The 19564-nt window shown below is 71.4% G+C and carries 20 protein-coding genes; 7 read left to right on the forward strand and 13 right to left on the reverse strand.

Annotated elements, in window-relative coordinates:
- Positions 1-131 precede the first annotated feature (131 nt).
- Positions 132-332 (reverse strand): SAM-dependent methyltransferase, encoded by a 201-nt coding sequence (locus tag ACIQE0_RS11480; protein ID WP_402331062.1) that lies wholly within the window; start codon positions 330-332, stop codon positions 132-134.
- Entirely contained in the window at positions 329-796 is a 468-nt protein-coding gene (locus ACIQE0_RS11485) for an SAM-dependent methyltransferase (protein WP_402330845.1), read from the reverse strand. The genes ACIQE0_RS11480 and ACIQE0_RS11485 overlap by 4 nt, the downstream gene beginning before the upstream one ends.
- A 504-nt stretch (positions 797-1300) precedes the next feature.
- Between ACIQE0_RS11485 and secD the strand changes: the two genes are divergently transcribed.
- The gene (gene secD, locus ACIQE0_RS11490) at positions 1301-3610 is read left to right on the forward strand and encodes a protein translocase subunit SecD (protein WP_402331064.1); all 2310 of its coding nucleotides are present in this window, start codon (positions 1301-1303) and stop codon (positions 3608-3610) included.
- 150 nt (positions 3611-3760) lie between these two features.
- Here the strand turns inward: secD and ACIQE0_RS11495 are convergent, their stop codons facing one another.
- Positions 3761-4690: an SAM-dependent methyltransferase gene (locus tag ACIQE0_RS11495; protein WP_402330847.1), complete on the reverse strand. Its 930-nt coding sequence runs from the start codon at positions 4688-4690 to the stop codon at positions 3761-3763.
- A gap of 199 nt (positions 4691-4889) precedes the next feature.
- Here ACIQE0_RS11495 and ACIQE0_RS11500 point away from each other — a divergent pair, with 199 nt between their 5' ends.
- Positions 4890-5396 carry an NUDIX hydrolase gene (locus ACIQE0_RS11500; protein WP_402330849.1) on the forward strand — a complete coding sequence of 169 codons (507 nt, stop codon included), beginning with the start codon at positions 4890-4892 and terminating at the stop codon, positions 5394-5396.
- Between the two features lie 160 nt (positions 5397-5556).
- Here ACIQE0_RS11500 and ACIQE0_RS11505 read toward each other — a convergent pair whose 3' ends face one another.
- On the reverse strand, positions 5557-6075 hold the full coding sequence (locus ACIQE0_RS11505; RefSeq protein WP_402330850.1) for a hypothetical protein: 519 nt from the start codon (positions 6073-6075) through the stop codon (positions 5557-5559).
- Positions 6076-6453: 378 nt separating this feature from the next.
- Complete coding sequence (locus ACIQE0_RS11510) at positions 6454-6978, reverse strand: MarR family winged helix-turn-helix transcriptional regulator (protein WP_402330852.1); 525 nt, start codon at positions 6976-6978, stop codon at positions 6454-6456.
- A 52-nt stretch (positions 6979-7030) separates the two neighbouring features.
- On the opposite strand from ACIQE0_RS11510, the gene ACIQE0_RS11515 reads away from it, so the two are divergent.
- Positions 7031-7948 carry an EamA family transporter gene (locus tag ACIQE0_RS11515; RefSeq protein WP_402331066.1) on the forward strand — a complete coding sequence of 306 codons (918 nt, stop codon included), beginning with the start codon at positions 7031-7033 and terminating at the stop codon, positions 7946-7948.
- 99 nt (positions 7949-8047) lie between these two features.
- Here ACIQE0_RS11515 and ACIQE0_RS11520 read toward each other — a convergent pair whose 3' ends face one another.
- The 3 genes from ACIQE0_RS11520 to ACIQE0_RS11530 form a co-directional block, all read right to left on the reverse strand.
- Complete coding sequence (locus tag ACIQE0_RS11520) at positions 8048-8827, reverse strand: phosphotransferase (protein ID WP_402330853.1); 780 nt, start codon at positions 8825-8827, stop codon at positions 8048-8050.
- Between the two features lie 259 nt (positions 8828-9086).
- On the reverse strand, positions 9087-9779 hold the full coding sequence (locus ACIQE0_RS11525) for a class I SAM-dependent methyltransferase (RefSeq protein WP_402330855.1): 693 nt from the start codon (positions 9777-9779) through the stop codon (positions 9087-9089).
- A gap of 121 nt (positions 9780-9900) precedes the next feature.
- Entirely contained in the window at positions 9901-10470 is a 570-nt protein-coding gene (locus ACIQE0_RS11530) for a DinB family protein (RefSeq protein WP_402330857.1), read from the reverse strand.
- A 321-nt stretch (positions 10471-10791) separates the two neighbouring features.
- Here ACIQE0_RS11530 and ACIQE0_RS11535 point away from each other — a divergent pair, with 321 nt between their 5' ends.
- On the forward strand, positions 10792-11739 hold the full coding sequence (locus ACIQE0_RS11535) for an LLM class flavin-dependent oxidoreductase (RefSeq protein WP_402330859.1): 948 nt from the start codon (positions 10792-10794) through the stop codon (positions 11737-11739).
- Positions 11740-11745: 6 nt separating this feature from the next.
- Here ACIQE0_RS11535 and ACIQE0_RS11540 read toward each other — a convergent pair whose 3' ends face one another.
- The 3 genes from ACIQE0_RS11540 to ACIQE0_RS11550 all read right to left on the reverse strand — a co-directional run bounded on the left by ACIQE0_RS11540 (position 11746) and on the right by ACIQE0_RS11550 (position 14466).
- Entirely contained in the window at positions 11746-12945 is a 1200-nt protein-coding gene (locus ACIQE0_RS11540; RefSeq protein WP_402330861.1) for a M20 family metallopeptidase, read from the reverse strand.
- Positions 12946-13144: 199 nt separating this feature from the next.
- A complete protein-coding gene (locus ACIQE0_RS11545; RefSeq protein ID WP_402330863.1) occupies positions 13145-14038 on the reverse strand; it encodes an alpha/beta fold hydrolase in 894 nt (297 codons plus the stop codon).
- Complete coding sequence (locus ACIQE0_RS11550) at positions 14035-14466, reverse strand: helix-turn-helix domain-containing protein (protein WP_402330865.1); 432 nt, start codon at positions 14464-14466, stop codon at positions 14035-14037. The genes ACIQE0_RS11545 and ACIQE0_RS11550 overlap by 4 nt, the downstream gene beginning before the upstream one ends.
- A 351-nt stretch (positions 14467-14817) precedes the next feature.
- Here ACIQE0_RS11550 and ACIQE0_RS11555 point away from each other — a divergent pair, with 351 nt between their 5' ends.
- Positions 14818-15921: a LuxR C-terminal-related transcriptional regulator gene (locus ACIQE0_RS11555; RefSeq protein WP_402330867.1), complete on the forward strand. Its 1104-nt coding sequence runs from the start codon at positions 14818-14820 to the stop codon at positions 15919-15921.
- A 74-nt stretch (positions 15922-15995) separates the two neighbouring features.
- Positions 15996-17045 carry an HD domain-containing protein gene (locus ACIQE0_RS11560; RefSeq protein ID WP_402330869.1) on the forward strand — a complete coding sequence of 350 codons (1050 nt, stop codon included), beginning with the start codon at positions 15996-15998 and terminating at the stop codon, positions 17043-17045.
- Between the two features lie 106 nt (positions 17046-17151).
- Here ACIQE0_RS11560 and ACIQE0_RS11565 read toward each other — a convergent pair whose 3' ends face one another.
- Positions 17152-17670, reverse strand: a complete 519-nt coding sequence (locus tag ACIQE0_RS11565; RefSeq protein WP_366336061.1) for a hypothetical protein — start codon at positions 17668-17670, stop codon at positions 17152-17154.
- Between the two features lie 53 nt (positions 17671-17723).
- Complete coding sequence (locus ACIQE0_RS11570) at positions 17724-17882, reverse strand: hypothetical protein (RefSeq protein WP_402330871.1); 159 nt, start codon at positions 17880-17882, stop codon at positions 17724-17726.
- A gap of 401 nt (positions 17883-18283) precedes the next feature.
- Here ACIQE0_RS11570 and ACIQE0_RS11575 point away from each other — a divergent pair, with 401 nt between their 5' ends.
- Positions 18284-19531 carry an aromatic acid exporter family protein gene (locus ACIQE0_RS11575; RefSeq protein ID WP_402330873.1) on the forward strand — a complete coding sequence of 416 codons (1248 nt, stop codon included), beginning with the start codon at positions 18284-18286 and terminating at the stop codon, positions 19529-19531.
- Positions 19532-19564: the final 33 nt, after the last annotated feature.

A 19564-nucleotide genomic window follows, 5' to 3' on the forward strand; every position in this document is an offset into this window, starting at 1 on the left:
CCGCCGACGCAACGGCGTTCACGGGGCAGCTCGGCCCTTGCGGCCGACCCCGGCATACAGCGGAACGTCCGTGTCGGAGCAGGTGATGGCGCCCAGCTCCACGGGGTCCGGGCGCCACCGGTGGACCACCGTCAGCCGGGATCGACCAGGTCGAAGCCGTCGAAGCGGTCGAAGCGGTCGAAGAAGCGCAGCACCTCGTTCCTTCTGTGCGCGTCGACTTGGGAGCCCTTGGCCTTGGAGGAGTCCGAGACCTCCTGGAGCGCGTCCGGCTCGAAGTCTTCGCTGACGTAGGTCAGGGCCGGACAGCTGCCGGGCGCCAGGGCGTCCGTCAGCTCCCGTCCGACTGCACGCTCTCGTGGAGGTCGGGCGAGGTCGGGATGCCGGTGCCAATGTCCAGGAACTGGCGCACGCCGGCCTCGGCCGCCCGATGGCGGGCAGCGCGGTGCATGAAGGCGCGGTTCTGGCGTGTGAGGGTGGCGGCGCGCGGCAGCGCCGCGAGCGTCCGGTCGGCCGCCTCCCGGTCCGCGGGTAGTTCGTCTTGCCGCCGAGCAGGACGTCGTAGACGCGGGCGGCGGGCGGCCGATCCGCGTGCAGTTCGATCAGCTGCTGGGGCCGCGTCCCCTCCAGTCCTCCGGCACCGACATCTTTCGGCCACCTTTCCGTCGACTACTGCCCGGTATTGCAACTTCTTTGCCAGCTTGATGCGTTGACCTGGGGAAGCCGCCGCGGGATACGAGCCGGCCACGTCGCCTGTAGGGAGGGGACGGGCCCGGCCGGTCACCGGAAGCGAGGGCATGGCAGAGTTTCGGTAAGGGAGGGTTTGCGTACTGTGTCTGCTCACATGGCTGAGTTCTGCCGTCACCTTCCCGTCGCCGCCCGCAGGGCAGGGGCAGACAGGACGGTGGCGACAGGCACCAATCGGCGCCGCTCCGCGCTGCTCGCCCTCCTCGCCGCGATAGCCCTCGTCCTCCCCGGGCTCACCTCAGCCGCGACGGCGGCCACCGCCGCCCCGCTCACCGTGCCCCGGGCGCACCCCACCGCACCCCACGACATCGCCGACCACGGCCTCCCCCACCTCACCTGCCCCACACCACGCCACCTCCCCCACCACACCCCGCCACCCGGCACCCTCCCCACCCTCCGCACCGCGGGCCCACCACGCCGCACAGCCCGCAACGCTCCGCCCCCCACCGTCACCGCCGACTCGCTCAGCTACGCCGGCCGGTGCCGGGACCGCGCCCCGCCCCGCCTCCAGCCCCACCGCACATCCATCCCACCGGGCCGCACCCGCGGCCCACCCATGCCTGCTGGAGGCATCTTGACCCGCGCCACAAGGGTGCGGGCGCTACTCGCGCTCGCCATCCTTGCCCTGTCCGTCTTCCTCACCCTGACCCAGCCGATCCGGCTCGGTCTCGACCTGCGCGGCGGAACCCAACTCGTCCTGGAAACCCGCGACTCCCCCACCGCCACCGCCGACCGGGACGCCACCGACCGCACACTGGAAGTGCTCCGCCGCCGCGTGGACGCCCTCGGCGTGAGCGAACCGCAGCTCACCCGCGCCGGCGACCACCGCATCGTCGTGGAACTCCCCGGCGTCCACGACCCCGACGAGGCCGCAGCCGTCCTCGGCCGCACCGCCCAACTCACCGTCCACCCGGTACTGGGCACCGCCCCCGACGCCAAGACCGCCCCCGCCGACCGCGCCACCGTCCTCCCCGACGACTCCGGCACCCCACTTCGGCTCGGCCCCGCGGCCCTGACCGGCGCCGAAGTACACCGCGCCGAGGCCCAGTTCGACGCCGAGCGCGGCACCGGCTGGTCCGTCGGACTCGGACTGCGCGACACCGGCGAACGGGCCTGGGCCCAGCTGACCGGCAAGGCGGCCTGCGCCGCACCGGGCGATCCGGCCCGCCGCGCGGCCATCGTCCTGGACCGCAAGATCATCTCGTCACCGGCGGTCGAATCGTCCGTCGCCTGCGGCATCGGCATCACCGGCGGCAACACCCAGATCACCGGCGGCTTCGACCAGGACACGGCACAGGAACTGGCACTGCTGATCAACGGCGGCGCACTGCCGGTCCCGGTGGACGTCGTCGAACAGCGCACCGTCGGCCCAACCCTGGGCGCCCTCGCGATCACCTCCAGCGCCCAGGCCGCAGTCATCGGCATCGCCCTGACGGCCGTGTTCCTCACCGTCGTCTACCGCCTGCTCGGCGCACTCGCCACACTCGCCCTCGCCTGCTACGCACTGATCTCCTACGCCGCACTGCTGGCCCTGGGCGCCACCCTCACCCTCCCCGGCCTCGCCGGATTCGTCCTGGCCATCGGCATGGCCGTGGACGCCAACGTGCTGGTCTTTGAACGCGCCAGAGAGGAGTACGCGGCCGGCCCCCGCGCACGTCCGCGCACCCTGCGCAGCGCCCTGGCCGCCGGCTTCCGCAACGCGTTCAGCGCGATCGCCGACTCCAACGTCACCACCCTGCTCGCCGCGGGGCTGCTGTTCGCCTTCGCCTCCGGACCGGTACGCGGCTTCGGCGTCACCCTCTGCGTCGGAGTGGGCGCTTCGATGATCAGCGCACTGCTGATCACCCGGGTCCTGGCGGAGTTCGCCGTCACCCGGGGCCCGGTGCTCCGCCGCCCACGCCTCACCGGCCTGGCCGGCCTCGGCCGCGTCCGCACCTGGCTCACCGACCGCCGCCCCCACCTGATGCGGCACCGCCGCCGCTGGCTGGCGCTGAGCGTCGTCGCCACGCTCCTCGCCGCCTCGGGCATCGCCGTCCGCGGCCTCGACTACGGCGTGGAGTTCACCGGCGGCCGCATGATCGAGTACACCACCTCCCGACCGGTCGAGGCCGAACACGCCCGCAGCGCACTGGGCACCGCCGGCCTCGACCGGGCACAGGTCACCACCTCCGGCGACCGCAGCCTGACGGTGCGCACCGAACGGCTCTCGGCCGACCAACTGGCCTCGGCGGACCGCGTCGTCGACAAGCTCGGCAACGGAGCGGAGAAGGTCCGGGACGAACTGATCGGCCCGAGCCTGGGCAGCGAACTGCGCAACGGCGCACTGCTCGCCCTCGGCCTGGCCCTGGCCGCGCAGCTGGTGTATCTCGCTGTGCGCTTCCGGTGGGCCTTCGCCCTCTCGGCCGTCGTCGCCATGGCACACGACGTCATCGTGCTCGTCGGAGTGTTCGCCTGGCTCGGCAAACCCGTCGACGGCGTCTTCCTCGCCTCCCTGCTGACCGTGATCGGCTACTCCGTCAACGACACGGTGGTGGTCTTCGACCGTGTCCGGGAACTACGCAGCACCACCCGCGGCACCCCGTTCCCCGACCTCGCCAACCTCGCGGTGCTGCACACCGTGCCACGCACCGTCAACACCGGCATGGGAGCGGTGTTCATCCTGGCCGCACTCGCCGCGCTGGGCGGTGACACCCTCACCGACTTCGCCCTGGCGCTGCTGATCGGCATCGTCGTCGGCACATGGTCGTCGGTGTTCACCGCGACCCCCCTGGCCGTCGTCCTGGAACGGCGCGGCGGTACGGCACCGCGCCCGAACCGCCGCACGGCACCGCGCCGGGACCGGTGGGACACCGGCGCCCGGGTCTGACAGCCACCGCCGGGGAACATCTGGCACTGCACACCGCCCCGTTGGGGGTCCCGCTCGTCCCCGTACCCCTGGTACGGGGACGAGCGGGTCCGTCGCGACGCACGGCACCGGAGACCACGGGCCGGTCCACGCCACCGCGTCGGACGGGCCCTACCGCTCGGCGGTGACGAAGCGGCTGTGCACCACGGTGCGCCCCATCAGGCCGTGGAGCTGCCGCCCGTACTGGACCGCGACCTCGGGCGCGGTCACCGACCGCACGTCCCAACCGGCGGCGGCGAGCGGCCGACCGGGATCCTCCTTGCCCTCGAAGTGCCACAACTCGACGATGTCGACGCCGAGTTGCCGCCCGGCCTCGCGGTATTCCGGGTCCTCGATGATCGGCCGGACGCTCGGCGCCAGGTGTTCCACGGCCAGCCGGCTGCCGGGCGCCGACAGGTGGCTGATGCGGTCGAAGAGCAGCCGCTCGGCGTCGGCGGGCAGGAAGGGCAGCAGCCCCTCGGCCAGCCAGACGGTCGCCCGCCCTCGGTCGAATCCGGCGTCCCGGAGCGCCACCGGCCAGTCGTCCCGCAGATCGACCGGGACGACGTGCCGGGCGCACCGGGGACGGGCGCCGAGTCCGCCGAGCACACCGTCCTTGAACTCCAGCACCCGCGCCTGGTCGATCTCGAACAGCTCGACGCCCGGCGGCCAGTCCAGCCGGAAGGCCCGGGTGTCCAGTCCGGCGGCGGCCACCACCACCTGCGCAATACCGCCGGCCGCCGCCGTCGTCAGGAACCGGTCGAAGAACCGGGAGCGGACACCGAGGTACGACGACAGCGAGGTCCACATGTCACGTGCGACGTCGGGGAGTTCCGCGATGTCGGCGAGCCGCCGCGGCACCGGCATCGGCGGATCGGCCGCCGCCACGAAAGCCTCGGCATAGGGGTCGCTGACCAGGCGGTCGGGCCGTTCGGTCTCCAGTGCCCGCCCGGCGGCGACACCGAGCGCGGTCAGCCCCACCCCGGTGACGATGTCCCACTGCTCGAACTCCTCCATGCGGAACGCCTCCACCAAAAGCAACAGACCGGGAATATCGGACACCAAGCACGCCCTGCCACTCTGACCGGCCCCGCACAACCGCGCAAGCATCCCGGCCGCCTCATGCGGACCACCGACCCAAGGGCGTCAACCACCGCGGGCACGAACCGACGAAACCCGACGACCAGGCCGAACCAGAAGACCCTTCCCCGGACCGAGAAACTCAACAGCCTGACGACTTCGCCCCGATTACGCTGCCGGCATGCCCGATCAGGAAAGTTATCGCCGCGTCTCCGCCCGCGTTCTGTTGCTCGACGAGCTGGACCGGCTGCTCATGCTGAAGTTCCACGTGGATCCGGACGCCCCCGAGAGCGGCCACGGATGGTGCACGCCCGGCGGTGGCGTCGAGGACGGGGAGACCCTGGCCGAGGCGGCAGCCCGCGAGCTGCGCGAAGAGACGGGCCTGTCCGTGGAGCCGGAGGCCCTGGGGCCGGCAGTCGCGGAGACCTCCGGATACGCGGATGTCGGATGGGCAGCAGGGATCTTCCGGGACGTCTTCTTCGCTCTTCGTGTCACGACCCACCAGGTCGATGTGACGGGGCAGGGCGCGGACGAGAGCAAGTACCACGCCGGGTATCGCTGGTGGCCCCTCGCCGACCTGGCGGCCACCGACGAAACCGTCTATCCCTTCGGCCTGGCCGAGCTGGCGGCCGAACTGGCGGCTGGACGCATCCCCGCTCATCCGGTTCAACTGCCCTGGCACCACTGAGGACGGTTGCAGGGAGGGCCCTCGGCCACGGCGTGCCGCACGGGAAGCAAGGGCGGCTCAGCGTTCAACCGCCTCGGCCGGGCCCCTGCCACAAGTAGCGCGGGCTCGCGGCCACGCCGAAGCCTGGTCGCCTCCCAGCGAGGCTGAAGATGCGTGGGGATCAGCCCCACTTCTCCCCTGTCCACCTCTGCGCTTCGTGTCCCAGCTCGACGAAGGCGGGCCCGGCCTTGATCCACTTACTGCCACCCACCACGGCCGCGTTACGACTCCACAAGGCTCTTGCTTCCGTGCGTTGCCACTTCTGACTGACGTCGTTTGCGCATTTATTGAAGCGCACCGCCGACACGCGCTTGAAAACGCTGACCGCGGCCATGCATACGTCCTTACCGGCAACCTGGATTTTGCGATACCCGGAGTACGGCACGACCATGAGTCTTTGGTCAGCGTTCTCCTTGTCGCAGGCGGCCATACGCGCCCGCTCACCGGCCCGTTGAATACAGTGTCCGCTCTTCCCTCCCTTCAAGAGGACCTTGGCAGCCGGCCCTGAGGGGGTTTCACCGTGGGAGGCGGCGACGTCACCGGAGCGCGATGCGGACCGGTCGGCATCCCCTTGGGTGGAGGAATTCTTGTACGAGGAGGCGCATCCTGTTACAGAACCGGCCGCCGCGAGAACGGACACAGCTAGAATCGCGAATTTCCGCACAGCTCCTCCGAAGAAAGCGTTACCACGTCAGGACTGCGGACGCTATCGCTCTTTCCGACACCGCCTGGCGTTAACCGATCAGGCGTCGTTCTTTTACCCCGAACAGGCGTAGGCGGGCCGAGGATTGCGGCCCAGGACCGTCTTCCATACATCCCGATCTGCCCGCCAGGAGTTCAGCGGCTCGCCACGGCGGGCCTTTTCCCCGCACGAACGCCCGCCGGGGCGGCCCCCTCACAAGTGCCCCCTGAGCAACGCCCCCAGGCGATCGGGACGGTGAACTGGCCGGTCGTGGGCTGCAGCCGCGGTCGGATGTCCATGGCGGAGTCCATCAGGGTTCGCCCGGAGGGCGGCAGATCACTCGGCGTCGGGGGTGCGCGGATGTTCCATGCGGGCGAGCCAGGTGGTGAGCAGCGTCTCGAGCGACTCGGCCTCGGCAGGCGTCAGCAGGTCCAACAGGTGGCGTTCGTTGTGCATGTGATCGGTGAAGGCTCTGTCGATCAGATCTCGCCCAGGTTTGGTGAGCGCCACGATCCGGCCGCGTTGGTCGTCGCCGGATCGGCGGCGAGTGACGAGTCCGGCTCGCTCCAAGCGGTCGATTCTCTTCGTCATCGCGCCGGTGGTGACCATGGTGTGCGCGGCGAGCTCGCCGGGCGCCCGTTCGTAGGGCTCGCCGGCGCGGCGCAGGGCGCACAGGACGTCGAACTCCCCCTCGCCGAGACCGTAGCGGCCGTAGACGAGACAGAGTTCCTCGGTGAGCCGGCCAGCCAGGCGGTGGAGTCGGCCGATCACTCCCTGCGGGCTGACGTCGACGTCGGGCCGTTCGCGGTGCCAGTCGGCCTGAATGCGGGCCACGCGGTCCAGTGGTTGGCGGTGCTCCATGGACACCATGATAGCTTCCGGGGAAGTTATATTAGCTTCCATGGAAGCTAATATGCGCTGGGTGGCGCTGACCGCAATCGCGCCGGTGGCCTGGGGAACCAACTACTTCGTCACACACGAGTTCCTGCCGGCCGACCGCCCGCTCTACGGGGCCGCCCTGCGGGCGCTGCCCGCCGGCCTGGTCCTGCTGGCCCTGCGCCGGCAGCGGCCGCACGGTGCGTGGTGGTGGCGCTCCGCGGTGCTCGGACTGCTCAACATGAGCGTCTTCTTCGTACTCGTCTACGCCGCCTCCCAACTGCTTCCGACGAGCGTCGCCTCGACCGTCATGGCCATGTCCCCACTGACGATGATGCTCATCGCCTGGCCCCTGGCCTCCGAGCGGCCCCGGGCCGCCCACCTCGCCGGCGCCGCGATCGGACTGGGCGGGGTCTGCCTCATGGTGCTCACCGGGGTGGAAGGGGTGAGCGTGCCGGGGGTCCTCGCCTCGGCCGCCGCCATGCTGGTGTCGTCCTTCGGCTACATCCTGGCCAAGCGGTGGAGCGGTAGCGCCGATGTTCTTGCCTCGACCTCTTGGCAACTCATCGCCGGGGGTGTGTTCCTGCTCCCGGTCGCGGCGGCAGTGGAAGGCCCTCCGCCCCCACTCTCCACACCGACGGTCCTCGCGTTCGGCTACGTCGCCCTGATCGCCACCGCACTGGCCTTCACCGCCTGGTTCACCGGGCTGCGGCACCTGCCCGCGGGAACAGTCGGGCTGATCGGACTGCTCAACCCCGTAACGGGCGTACTGCTCGGCACAGCGGTCGCCGGGGAGGTGCTGACCGGGCAGCAACTGGGCGGACTGGTCCTGATCCTGGCCGGAGTCGTCCTGGGCCGCCCCAAGCGCACGAGCCGACGCGACAGCAGTCGGTCGTCTTCCCCTCGGGTATCCGACCAGCCTCCCGCCCGACCACCCGCCACGCGCAACCCCTGAGGATCACGCACTGCGGCAGGGCACCGGCGCGGATCATCCCTGCGAGGACGAGTGGAGTCCCGCCGACTCACCGCACGCCGCCGACACCACCGGCCGTGCTCAGCCGCCCGAACCGCCGAGGAGAACATCGCGTTCCGAACGGAGCCAGGCTTGTTCGGCCAGCATCTCGGCCGCGTCGCCGCGGGCGAGGAACGTCACCCATGGCTGGCGGCCTCGCCGGCCGAGCCGTTCGATGCGCGCAGCCTCGCGGGACTGGACGGTATCCAACGCGTCGAGGACTGCCGCCGGTTGGGCCCCGTAGGCCGCGCACAGGGCGTCGAGGCGACTTCGCAAGGCGTGCTCGCCGGCGCCCAGTGCCCTTCGCTGCTGCTCGACGGGCCGCACCGGCACGGCGTACCAGGCAAGCTGCGCGAGGTCGTCGAGGGCTTCGCCGGGCGCTGCGAAGTCCCAGTCGATGAAGCCGGACAGGTGGTCGCCGTTCCAGATGGAGTTCCACGGGCCCAGGTCGCCGTGCCGAATGACCGTGCCTGGCCGCCACTCGTCTTCCTGACCCTGCCACCGTGCGTCGGCCGGCGGCCGGAAGTCCCGGACGACGTCGTGGTAGTCACGCAGCCAGGACCCCAGTTCGCTGATTCCGACGGTCGACCGCAGGGCCAACGGCCAGGGTGAGAAAGCCGGTTCGCCGTGCAGCAGCGAGAGCACCTCGTCGGTGCCGTCGGTGCCGTGGACCCGCGGGGCCCGCGCGAAGCCCACCGATTCCAGATGGGTCAACAAGGCATGCACCGCAGGCGTCCACTCGCCGACCGGCCGGCGGATCGTCTCGCCGATCCGCCGCACCGTGGTCACACTGCCCCTGTCGGCGGCGCCGTCCTCGATCATCGGGTCAGCGTAGCCCCGCGACCGACGACAGGGGCCTGAACCTCGACGCCGAGAAGAGCCCAGGAGCGCTCCGAACGGGAAACGGGACGGGGCAAGGCCGGACACCGGACCAGATACCCCGGGCGATGCTGCTGCTGGCGCAACCTGGCTTGTGGCCAGGAGCAACGGTGGCCGCGCCGCACTTACGGACGACTACTCAGCACTGGCTGCTGCCGCCATGGCACTTCAACGGCCGTTCGTGTGCTGGGGTTTCGGCCACTCAGGAGCGCAGGAACGCCGTCACCAGTAGCGTGTCGGCGGTGCGCGGACCTTCGGTGGTGGACGGCAGCACGTCGGTGGTGATCCGGGTGAACCCGGCCGTGTGCAGGGCCGTCGTCCAGACCTGTCCCTGGAGCACCCAGCGGCGCATGGTGGTCGGTGCTCCCTCCGGTGTCCGCGCCGGGATGTCGGCGGGTACGACGTCGGCCTGGGCAGGCACGCCGTTGAGGTAGTGGGCGAGGGTGGAGAACACCAGGCGGCCCCCGGGCCGCAGGGCGGCTGCTGCCGCCGGCAGCAGCTCGCGCGGGTCGGTGAAGTCCAGTGCGCCGAAGACGCTGTACAGCACGTCGTAGGTGTCGGCCGATCCGTGCAAGTACGGCACGGCTTCGGCCGCCACCAGGCGCAGGCGCGGCGCGAGGTGGCCGAAGAGGTCGGTGGCCAGTGCGTGCTGCGCCGGTGAGGCGTCGAGGGCGACGACCCTGGCGGGCTGGTGGTGGGCGGCCAGATGGGCGGCGTGCCGGGCGGACCCGGCACCGAGGTCGCCGACGACCCGTCCCGCCAGCTCACCGAGGACTTCCGCGGCGGGGCCGCCGTTCTGGGCCCAGTTCCAGGAGAAGGTCCCGGGGACGGCGCGGTCGTGCGCGGCGCGGGTGCGGCCGTAGTGGTGCCAGAGGTCTGGGGTCGGAGCTGTCACCCGCCCCATCCTGGCGGGCCCGCCATGGCTCCGCACCGGTTCCGTGGAATCGCGTCCAGGCGCGTCCGAGGTTTCGGCCGGAGTCGGGCCGGGATCCCAAGTCCATGCCTGAGGGGGATGATTACTGGCCCACTCGTCCGTCGATGCACTCGCGCAGCAGGTCGGCATGCCCGCAGTGGCGCGCGTACTCGTCGATCCGGTGCACGATCAGCTCCCGAATCGCGATGCCGTCCTTCCCCACCCGCGCGCCCAGGTCCGGGTGCTCGGCCAGCGCGGCGTCGGTCGCGGCCTGCTCACGCTCCAGATCGGCGTACGCGGCGTCGACCACCGCCTGTTCGGCGACCGCTCCGTCGAAGTCGGCGTCACGCTTGCCGTACAGCTTCGGCTGCGGGTCACCGTCGCTGATCCAGTCGCGCCAGTCCCGTTCCGTCTCGGCGAGGTGCCGGATCAGGCCGAGCAGTGACATCGTCGACGGCGGAACCGATCGGCGGGCCAACTGCTCCGCGTCCAGGCCCTCGCACTTCATCCGCAGGGTCATGCGGTAGTTCGTCAGGCAGTCGTGCAGTGTGGCGAGTTCCCCGTCCGGACTGGGGCCGTTGCTGTTGCGGGGGTCCGTGTCCGGATCGGCCCACATGTCGGGGTAGACGGTTGCCTCGGTCCACCGCGCGGGTTGGTCAGTCATGCGGTGCATGTTCGCCTGCGATGGCTCGACTTCGCTACTGAGTTCTTGACGTGGAGGATGCCGGGGTGGTGGCGGGGTGGGGTGCCGGGCTCCGAGGCGGCGTCCCCCAGCAGACCAGAGGACCAGGACGGCATCCGCTTCAAGAGTCGGCACGCGCCATGAGCAGAGGTTGGAAGAAGCCCTCAATTGTCATGGACGTCGGTGGGAGCCTTGGTTTCGTGGCGGTTCGGGCGTTGTGGGCTGCGGCTGGTCGGTACGCCAGGGGCGGAGGGATGTTCGCCTCCCGCGGAACGTCCTTCGTCCGGCCTCTGGCGGGCCTAGTTTGCGGCCATGTCGATACCCGTCATTTCAGTGCAGGCGAAGCCCCGCGATGCCGCTTCCTGGGCGGCGTTGGCCTCTCGTGTGGAGGCGGCCGGATACGACGCGCTGCTCGCGGCCGATCATCCCGGCGCTGTCGCCTCCCCCTTCGTCGCTCTGGCCGCCGCCGCTGCGGTCACCGAGCGCCTCGGTCTTGGTACCTATGTCTCTCATGCCGGCGTCCGCGAACCGCTGTTGCTCGCGTCGGACGTCGCGACCTTGGACGTGCTCTCCGGCGGACGCGCGCGGCTGGGACTGGGCGCAGGCCACACACCGGCCGAATGGGCCATGTTGGGAAGGGAGCGGCCCGACGTCGCCGGGCGCGTGCGGCGCTTCGTGGCCGTGGCCGAGGCCAGCCGTGCGCTCCTCGCGGGCGAGACCGTCACTCTCGACGGCCCCGAGGCGCGCGCGTACGAGGCCCGGCTCACCGCTCCCCTGCCCATCCAGCAGCCGGTGCCCTTCACGTTCGGCGGGGGCAACTCGACCCTGCTTCGGTGGGCCGGTGAGCATGCGGACGTCGTGGCGCTGAGCGGACTGGGGCGCACGCTGCCCGACGGGTTCAGCCATGAGGCGCGGTGGAGCGGTGAGGACATCGACCGGCAGGTGGCCCTCGTCGAAGAAGGAGCCGCCGGCCGGGTGGCCGCCCCCGGCCGTGAGGCACTGGTCCAGACAGTGGAGATCACCGACGACGCCCAGGGTGCGGCACATCGGATCGCCGAGCGTTTCGAGACCACCACGGCCGAGGTGTTGGCCTCGCCGTATGCGTGGGTCGGAACGGTGCAGGAGATCGCGGCCGCCATGGCCGGCCACGAGCGGCGCTGGGGCATCACCCGTTACGTCGTCCGGGAGCCGCATCTGGACGAGGCCGACCGCGTGCTCGCGCATCTCTCCCACGCCGCTCGGCACGAGCCCCGCGGGTAGCCGCGTCTACGGCCGGGCGGGGTGTGCCAGCCGCCGGGCCGCCAGCTCCGCGTAGAGCGCCGTGCCGTCCGCCAGTACCGCGTCGTCGAACTCGGCGAGCGGGGAATGGTTGTTGGGGCTGTGCTCGGGGTCGGCGCCGGCCGGCGGGGCGCCGAGGAAGAGCATCGCGCCGGGGACCTCGTCCAGGACCCGGGAGAAGTCCTCCGAGCCGTGCAGCGGCTGGGGCAGCGGGGCGAAGCGCTCCTCGCCGAGGGCCTCGCGGACGGTGTGCGCCGCGAACTCCGCCTCCGTGTGGTCGTTGACGGTCACCGGGTACAGCTCGGCGAACTCCGCGTCCACCTCGACCCCGTACGCCGCGGCGATGCCCCGGCACACCTCCACCGTGCCGTCCTTGAGCCGGGCCTGGGCGGCGTCGGAGAAGCTGCGGACGGTCGCCTCGAAGGCCGCGGTGTCCGGGATGATGTTCTTCTGGGTGCCGGCGTGGAAGGTGCCGACGGTCAGGACCACCGGGTCGAAGACGTCGAAGGTGCGGGTGATCCAGGTCTGGAGCGCGGTCACCATCGCACAGCCCGCCTGCACCGGGTCCTTGGCGCGGTGCGGCATCGACCCGTGTCCGCCGGCACCCCGGACGGTCACCCGCAGCGTGCTGGCCGCGGCCAGCGCCGGGCCGCCGCGGGTCTTGAAGACGCCGCTGGGCAGCCCCGCGGACAGCACGTGGACGGTGTACGCCGCCTCCGGCCGCCGACCGGCCGCGTCCAGCAGCCCCTCCGTCAGCATATGCCGGGCGCCGTCGAAGCCCTCCTCGCCGGGCTGGAACATGAAGACCACGTCGCCAGCGAGCCGTTCGCGGTGCGCGGCGAGCAGTCTGGCGGCGCCGATGAGCATGGTGGTGTGCAGGTCGTGGCCGCAGGCGTGCATCCGTCCGTTGTCGGCGGCGAAGTCCAGGCCGGTGTGCTCGGCGACCGGCAGGGCGTCCATGTCGCCGCGGAGCAGGACGACCGGCCCGGGAGCCCCGCCGCGCAGCACCGCCGTCACCGAGCTGAGCCCCTCGCCGGTGGTCACCTCGAGCGGCAGACCGTCCAGTCCGGCCAGTACCGCCTCCTGGGTGCGGGGCAGTTGGAGGCCGACCTCGGGGATGCGGTGCAGGGTGCGGCGCAGCCGTACCAGGTCGTCGGTCAGGGCGCGGGCGTCGTCACGGAGATTCATGCGTGCTCCTCGGGGCGTCGGGGTGGCGCGGCGTGGTGGCGCCGGTCCGGTGGGCGTCACGAGCGGCGGCGGGTGGGCTGCGGTCGCCCACCCGCCTCGGCAGCGTCCAGTGCACCGGCACGGTCATCGGCGGAACCGTACCCAGGGTGTGCCGCGCCAGTCCCGTGCGCGGGGTGGCCGGCCCACGCCGACGGGTCACTCAACTCCGCAGAAATTCCAGGACGGTTGCGGTCTGGCCGGGCAGGGCGTGCCCTTCCTCGGGCAGCAGGTGCACCGTCGCCTGCGGCACCTGTGCCCGCAGGCGCCGCGCCGTCCCCGCGGAGTCGAAGAGGACGTCCCGGCCCCCGACGACCGCCAGCACCGGCATGGCCAGCCGTCCCAACTCCTCGTCGGAGAAGACCGGTAGCCGCTCCGTACGCGGCCGGAAGTGCGTGAAGGTCAGGACCACGGTGTCGAGCACGGCCGCCCACTCGGGCGCCTCCAGGCCCGTACCGATCTGCGCCGAACGCCGCATGCCCTTCCGCCCGAGCATCCGCAGCGGCAGCACCTTGAACATCCACGCCGTCTTCTGCCGGCCCACGCCGCCGGGGCACAGCAGCGCCAGCCGCGTCACCCGCTCCGGCCGGCGATTGGCGTAGTCCAGCGCCAGCCACCCGCCGAGCGAGGTCGCCACCACGGCCGTCTCGCCGACGCCGAGGCCTTCCAACACGTCGTCCAGCCAGCACGCATGGGCATCGGAGGCGAGCGGCAGCCGGTTGGGGGCGCTGAGGCCCGGTTCGCCGACGACGTCCACGGCGTAGGTGCGGAAGTGCCGGGACCACGAGGCGACGTCGTCCCGCCACATCGACGCGTTCGCTCCCGAGCCGTGCAACAGCACCACGGGCGGCGCGTCTTCCGGCCCGGAGACGACGACGAAGGTCTCCCCGTGCCGGGTCGGCACCCGCACCTGCTCCGCCGGCACCGGCCAGCCGCTCAACACCTCCCGGTAGCGGTCCAGGATCTGCGCCGCCCCGGCTTCGGACTTGTAGAGGGCACTCGCCCCCGCCGCCGTCCCCGCGCTCGTACTCGTACTCGTACTCGTACTCGTACTCATGATGTGAGCACCCCCTCGATGTAGGCGAACAGCCGGGCCGTGTCGGCCAGTCCGCCCAGGACGACGACCTTCATCCGGGCCCGGTCCTTGTCGTAGACCGTCTCGATCCGCAGCGGTCGGGCGCCCGGGCCGCGGTCGGCGACCGAGGCCACCAGCAGCGTGCTCAAGCGGTCGGCCGTCTCGGGACCGACGCCCTCGATCTCCACGATGCTCGACGCCTCGCTGTGGCGCCGCCGTTCGGCCGGCCCGCCGTCGGGCGCGGGGACCGGGCGGCCGGCGAAGGCCTCCAGGTCCTCGTGCGCGATGCGGTACTGCTTGCCGATCCGGACCGCGGGGAGCCGCCCGTCACGGATGTAGTTGCGGACGGTGCGCACATGCAGCTCCAGCCATGCCGCCACCTGCTCCACGGAGTAGAAACGATCGCTCATGCGATTACCGTAACCTTCCCTACCTGCAAGAGAAATAGGGAAGTTTGAGGAATTCAGGAGCGCGGGAGCGCGCAGAGCCCAGGGACGGCGCGCGTCATGTCCGGGCTCCGGCCGACGCCGCCCCGTCGTGACGCACGGACATGAGGCCAGCTCACGCCCATGCCCAATGGTTATGAGGGTGATGTTCAACGTGTCTTGGACAGGCATTACCCACGCTGTGCATAGTCAAGATCCGGTGCTCCGCACGAAATGTCGGTGGGGCCGGGCGCGGGTCCGGGGACGGACGGGCGCACGGGCGCGGGAGGCCGCGGGTCCCATAGCGCCGGCGGGACAACGGAAGAGGAGCATGCAATGGGCCAGCAGACCGGTGATGGCGTACTCGCCACCGGGCATCGGCTCGACGCCGCGGAGATCGCCGTCTACCGGTGGGTGGCACGGCACGGCCGCCTGGCGGCACCCCGGTTGGCGCAGGAGGAGGACCTGACCGAGGCGCAGGTCCACCGGGCCGCGGAGAAGCTGGTGGACCTCGGACTGGTGCAGCCCGCCCCGGAGGAGGACGGCCGGCTGTGGGCCGTCGATCCGCACCTGGCGGCGGCCGTCGTCACCGGCCGCCTGAAGGAATCCATCCATCAGCAGCAGACTCAACTACGTGCCGTGCACGACCAGTTCGCCCGGCTGGCCGAGTACTACGGCAACGGGTTAGAGAGCGCACGCGCGGACCTGTCCACGATTCCCGGCCCCACCGAGGTGCGGGCGGCCCTGAACCGGGCCGCCGACGAGTGCCGGGAGGAGCTGCTCAGCGTCCAGCCCGGCGGGGCCCGGCGCCCCGAGGTGCTCAAGGAGGCCCTGACCCGGGACACCCAACTGCTGCGGCGCGGCGTCGCCATCCGCACGCTCTACCACCACACCGCCCGCTTCAACAGCCCCAGCCAGGCATACGTGGCGACGGTCGGCGCGATGGGCGCGGAATACCGCACCGCACATCAACTCTTCGGCCGGGCCATCATCTTCGACCGGGAACTGGCCTTCCTCCCCGACCACCGCGGCACCTGGGGCGCGATAGCGATCCGGCAGCCCTCCGTGGTCCGCTTCCTGTGTGACCTCTTCGAGCAGACCTGGGCCCTGGCCCAGCCGTTCTCCGACGCCGCCGCCGACGGCCTGGAATCCGTCTCCAAGGACCTCGACCGGACGATCCTGCGGCTGCTCGCGGCCGGGGTGAAGGACGAGACGATCGCCCGACGGCTGGGCATGTCACTGCGGACGGTGCGCCGGCACATCGCCGACATCATGCAGATGCTGGGGGCGGAGAGCCGCTTCCAGGCCGGAGTGGCGGCGGCGGCCCGCGGGTTGCTCTCCCCGGACGAGCCGCGGCCGCACCCCCCGACGGCGGAAGACCGCAACACCGCCCCGGAAAACGCGCAGGAGGCAACGGCCCCGGACGAGGCCGTCGCCTGAGCCACCCGCCCGCCCCCGGCGTCCGGGCTGTACCGCAGCGACCGCCTGCCCTGCGTCCACCCTAAAGTGAACTGGTGGACAGCCGAACGGATCAGAGATCGCTGCCGGACTCCGGGGGTGGCGCCGCCTCGCCCGTCCCCACCCATGTCGTGGGCCTGGCCCCGGTGTTCACCGACCCCCTGTGGCGGATCTCCGTCCGCCTGAACCCCGTGGAGGTCGACCTGCTGCGCACCCGACCGCTGCGGCGCCTGCACTTCGTCGCGCACGGCGGGGCCTCGACGCTCAGCACCCTGCAGTCCTACTCCCGGCTTGAGCACACCCTCGGCGTCCTCGCGCTGGTCGCGCACTTCCGCCCGGAGGACGAACTCCTCCGGGCCGCCGCGCTGTTGCACGACATCGGTCACCTGCCGATGAGCCACACCTTCGAAGGCACCGCCGGCCTCAACCATCACGCCCTCGGCGCGCAGTCGGTGCGGACCGCCCCGGTCCGGCCCGTACTGGAGAAGCACGGCATCGACGCCGGCGCCGTCGTCGCCCTCCTCGACGGGCAGCCGCCCTCGCCGCTCACCGGCCACCCCGGCCTGCTGAATCTCGACCATCTCGATTCCTACGTGCGCAGCGGCCGGGCCGCCGGCCGTCTCGACGCCGATCCCGCCGCCATACTGGCCCGACTCGACCTCAAGGACGGCGCGGTGTCGGCCGACCGCGACACCGCCGCCACGCTCGTCGACCTGGTCTGCGCGGAGGCACGGCTGCACACCTCCTGGGACAACGTGGGCCCGGTATCGGTGGTCCGCCGCCTGGCCCGCCAACTGCTCGACGACACCCCCCTCACCCCGGCCGAACTCGCCCGGCTCACCGATCCGCAGCTGTGGACCGCGTTCGACTCCTGCGCCACCACGCGAGCGGAGAGCGCCATGATCCGCTACGAACCGCACCGGTTGCACGTCATCGCCGGACGAGCCCCCAAGGACCGTCCAGGTTGGGACTTCTCGCTGCGCAAGATCTACAGCTCCGCCCCGCTGGTGGACGGGGAACGGATCGAGGCGTCGGCGCCCGGCCTGGCGGCCGAGTTGACCGCGCTGAGGTCGCTGCCCACCGACTTCCACGTCTGGTGGAGCTGAGGACCGGCGTCAAGCGGGCAGATGGCGCCCGGCACGGCAACCGAACGACGCGTCACGGCAGGGCGGACGCGTCAGGCTGCCGCATCCGGCACGCGCCGGCCAGCTCTCAGTTCTGCTCGCCGAGGACAAGCGCCATCAGGACGGTGGGCGTGTGCACATCGGACACCGCGTAGACGTGACCGCCCGGCACGAAGAGCGACTGCCCCTCCCGTAACCGCAGGTCCGGAGCCGCCTGCTCCTCGCCCGTGATCGGCCACAGACGCACCCGGCAGGCGCCCTCGGCCACGCTCAGGGTGGCTTCGTCGTCGCCGAAGCCGATCCGTTCGCTGGCCCCGCCCGCGGGCAGTACGTGGTAGTACGCCCGCACGGCGCGGCCGAGCACCTGGCCGAGGGCGGTGGTGAGCCGCGCACTCTCCGATCCGGCGGCGACCGGCGCACCGGACACGGGCACGCCGTGCATCGACGACATCCGGTCCAACAGCCATACGTGGTACAGGAGAAGGAGGTGTTCGTCCGCCTCGGTCCACAAGAGGGCGGACCCCTTGTCCCCGTGTGTGGCCACGCAGAGCGCGAGCTCGTCGACGAACGACTGGAGAACCGGGGGCAGGGGGTTTTTCTCGGACACCTTTCCTCCGATGGCGCGGGGTGGGCGGTCTCGGGGCGGCCACGATCCGTGGGCTAGCCCCAGCCGCTGTCCCCGCCCGTGACGTTGACGGTGTGGTGTGCGGCCACGGCCGCGGCCTCGGCGTGCTGGCCGGTGGGAGCGACCGGCCGCGCGACGGCCGTGGCCAGCGCGAGGCCGAGCAGCGCGATACCGAGCAGGCGAAGGGACTTCATCGGGTCTCCTGAGGGGTGCGGGGCAGCGGTGTGAGGCGCGGGTGGATTCGGCGGCGGGGATACGCGTCCCGCCGGGCGTCTCGCTGCCCTTCCAGGGTGGCCGGGTCGGGGCGCCGTCGCCATGGCCCCAGGGCTTCATCAACCTGCCGGGCACCAAAGCGAAGGGGGGACGAGATACATGAAATACCGTCAAAGCGGAACTGGCAACCCATCGGTGGCGTACACACGGCGCCGACGACGCGGGACGTAGCAGGGCCGGGCGGCGCGAGAGTGCACGACGCTGCAGCGCACGGCGCACCACCCAGGTCACGAAGGACGGCGGACGCCAGCCGGACCGCGCAAGCGAATACCGATCGAGGCCCTAATGTTGCCTTCGGAGCAAAACGGGAGAAGGGGACAAAGTGGGCGACGTTACCGACCCCTTGCTGGATCTCGTCCGGCGGCACACCGAACCGGTGGTCGCCCAGACGCTGCGCTCCACCATCGCCGCCGTCATCTCCTACGTCGTCGCCCTGCTGCTGAGCAGCGAGCCGGCGCCCTTGACCGCACCGCTCACCGCACTCCTCGTCGTCCAGGTCACCCTCTACACCACACTCACCACCAGCGTGCGCAGGGTGAACTCGGTGGTGGTGGGGGTGGTCATCGCCATCGGTTTCAGCTCGCTGGTGGGCCTGACCTGGTGGAGCCTGGGGCTGATCATCCTGGCGTCGCTGGTGATCGGACGGTTCGTCCGGGCCGGCGAGTTCGTGCCGGAGGTGGCGATCAGCGCGATGCTGGTACTGGGGGTGACCACGACACGGGTGGCGGCGACGGCCTGGGACCGGGTGCTGGAGACTCTCATCGGCGCCGTCGTGGGACTGCTGTTCAACGTGCTGTTCGTGCCGCCGCTGTGGGTGCAGCCCGCCAGTGAGGCCATCGAGGGCCTCGCCGGACGGATGCACGACCTGCTGCTGAGCCTGGGCCGTCAGGTGCAGGGCCACACGACGGTGGCACAGGCGGCGGAACGGCTGCACGAGGCGCGGCGCCTGGACCACGACATCGTGCAGGTGGACGCGGAACTGCGGCAGGCCGAGGACAGCCTGCGGCTCAACCCCCGCGTCAAGGAGGGCCTGCTCTCCCGCGTCGTACTGCGCACCGGACTGGACGCCCTGGAGATCTCCGCGGTGGTACTGCGCACCACCTGCCGCACCCTGACCGATCTGGCCAAGGCCCGGACCGACGAGCCGCTGTTCGAGCCGGAGGTCGCCGACGCGCTGCACGAGCTCTTCGCCCACATGGCCCGGGCGGTGGAGAGCTTCGCGGTACTCATCACCACCCAGGTCACCGCCAACGCGCAGGAGGCGGAGGAGCGGCTGGTGCAGGAGCTGGCCGCGAGCCGCGACAGTCGCGAGGTGGTGGCCCATCTGCTGCTGGACGGGGTGCAGAAGCATCCGCGCCAGTGGCAGCTGCACGGCGCGCTGTTGGCCGAGATCGATCGGATCCTGGACGAGTTGGACGTGGAGAAGCGTTCCGAGCGGCTGGTCGAGGAACTGAACAGCAGGGTGCGCGCCCAACGGGAGAAGTACCCACTGGTGGACAAGGCACGGGCCCGGCTGCGGATCGGCCGAGCCACACCGAGCGTGGACGCACTGGAGCGGGACTGGGACTGAGCGGGTGGGAGGGGACGGGGCAGCGGTCACCGG

Origin of the sequence: Streptomyces sp. NPDC093097, from assembly GCF_044754325.1 — a bacterium.
Lineage (GTDB): Bacteria > Actinomycetota > Actinomycetes > Streptomycetales > Streptomycetaceae > Streptomyces.

Excerpts from the sequence above, each read along its gene's own strand:
- ACIQE0_RS11485 (WP_402330845.1), bottom strand. The coding sequence starts at position 796 with ATGCCCTCGCTTCCGGTGACCGGCCGGGCCCGTCCCCTCCCTACAGGC.
- secD (WP_402331064.1), top strand. The coding sequence starts at position 1,301 with ATGCCTGCTGGAGGCATCTTGACCCGCGCCACAAGGGTGCGGGCGCTA.
- ACIQE0_RS11500 (WP_402330849.1), top strand. The coding sequence starts at position 4,890 with ATGCCCGATCAGGAAAGTTATCGCCGCGTCTCCGCCCGCGTTCTGTTG.
- ACIQE0_RS11510 (WP_402330852.1), bottom strand. The coding sequence starts at position 6,978 with ATGGAGCACCGCCAACCACTGGACCGCGTGGCCCGCATTCAGGCCGAC.
- ACIQE0_RS11515 (WP_402331066.1), top strand. The coding sequence starts at position 7,031 with ATGCGCTGGGTGGCGCTGACCGCAATCGCGCCGGTGGCCTGGGGAACC.
- ACIQE0_RS11520 (WP_402330853.1), bottom strand. The coding sequence starts at position 8,827 with ATGATCGAGGACGGCGCCGCCGACAGGGGCAGTGTGACCACGGTGCGG.
- ACIQE0_RS11530 (WP_402330857.1), bottom strand. The coding sequence starts at position 10,470 with ATGCACCGCATGACTGACCAACCCGCGCGGTGGACCGAGGCAACCGTC.
- ACIQE0_RS11535 (WP_402330859.1), top strand. The coding sequence starts at position 10,792 with ATGTCGATACCCGTCATTTCAGTGCAGGCGAAGCCCCGCGATGCCGCT.
- ACIQE0_RS11540 (WP_402330861.1), bottom strand. The coding sequence starts at position 12,945 with ATGAATCTCCGTGACGACGCCCGCGCCCTGACCGACGACCTGGTACGG.
- ACIQE0_RS11545 (WP_402330863.1), bottom strand. The coding sequence starts at position 14,038 with ATGAGTACGAGTACGAGTACGAGTACGAGTACGAGCGCGGGGACGGCG.
- ACIQE0_RS11550 (WP_402330865.1), bottom strand. The coding sequence starts at position 14,466 with ATGAGCGATCGTTTCTACTCCGTGGAGCAGGTGGCGGCATGGCTGGAG.
- ACIQE0_RS11555 (WP_402330867.1), top strand. The coding sequence starts at position 14,818 with ATGGGCCAGCAGACCGGTGATGGCGTACTCGCCACCGGGCATCGGCTC.
- ACIQE0_RS11570 (WP_402330871.1), bottom strand. The coding sequence starts at position 17,882 with ATGAAGTCCCTTCGCCTGCTCGGTATCGCGCTGCTCGGCCTCGCGCTG.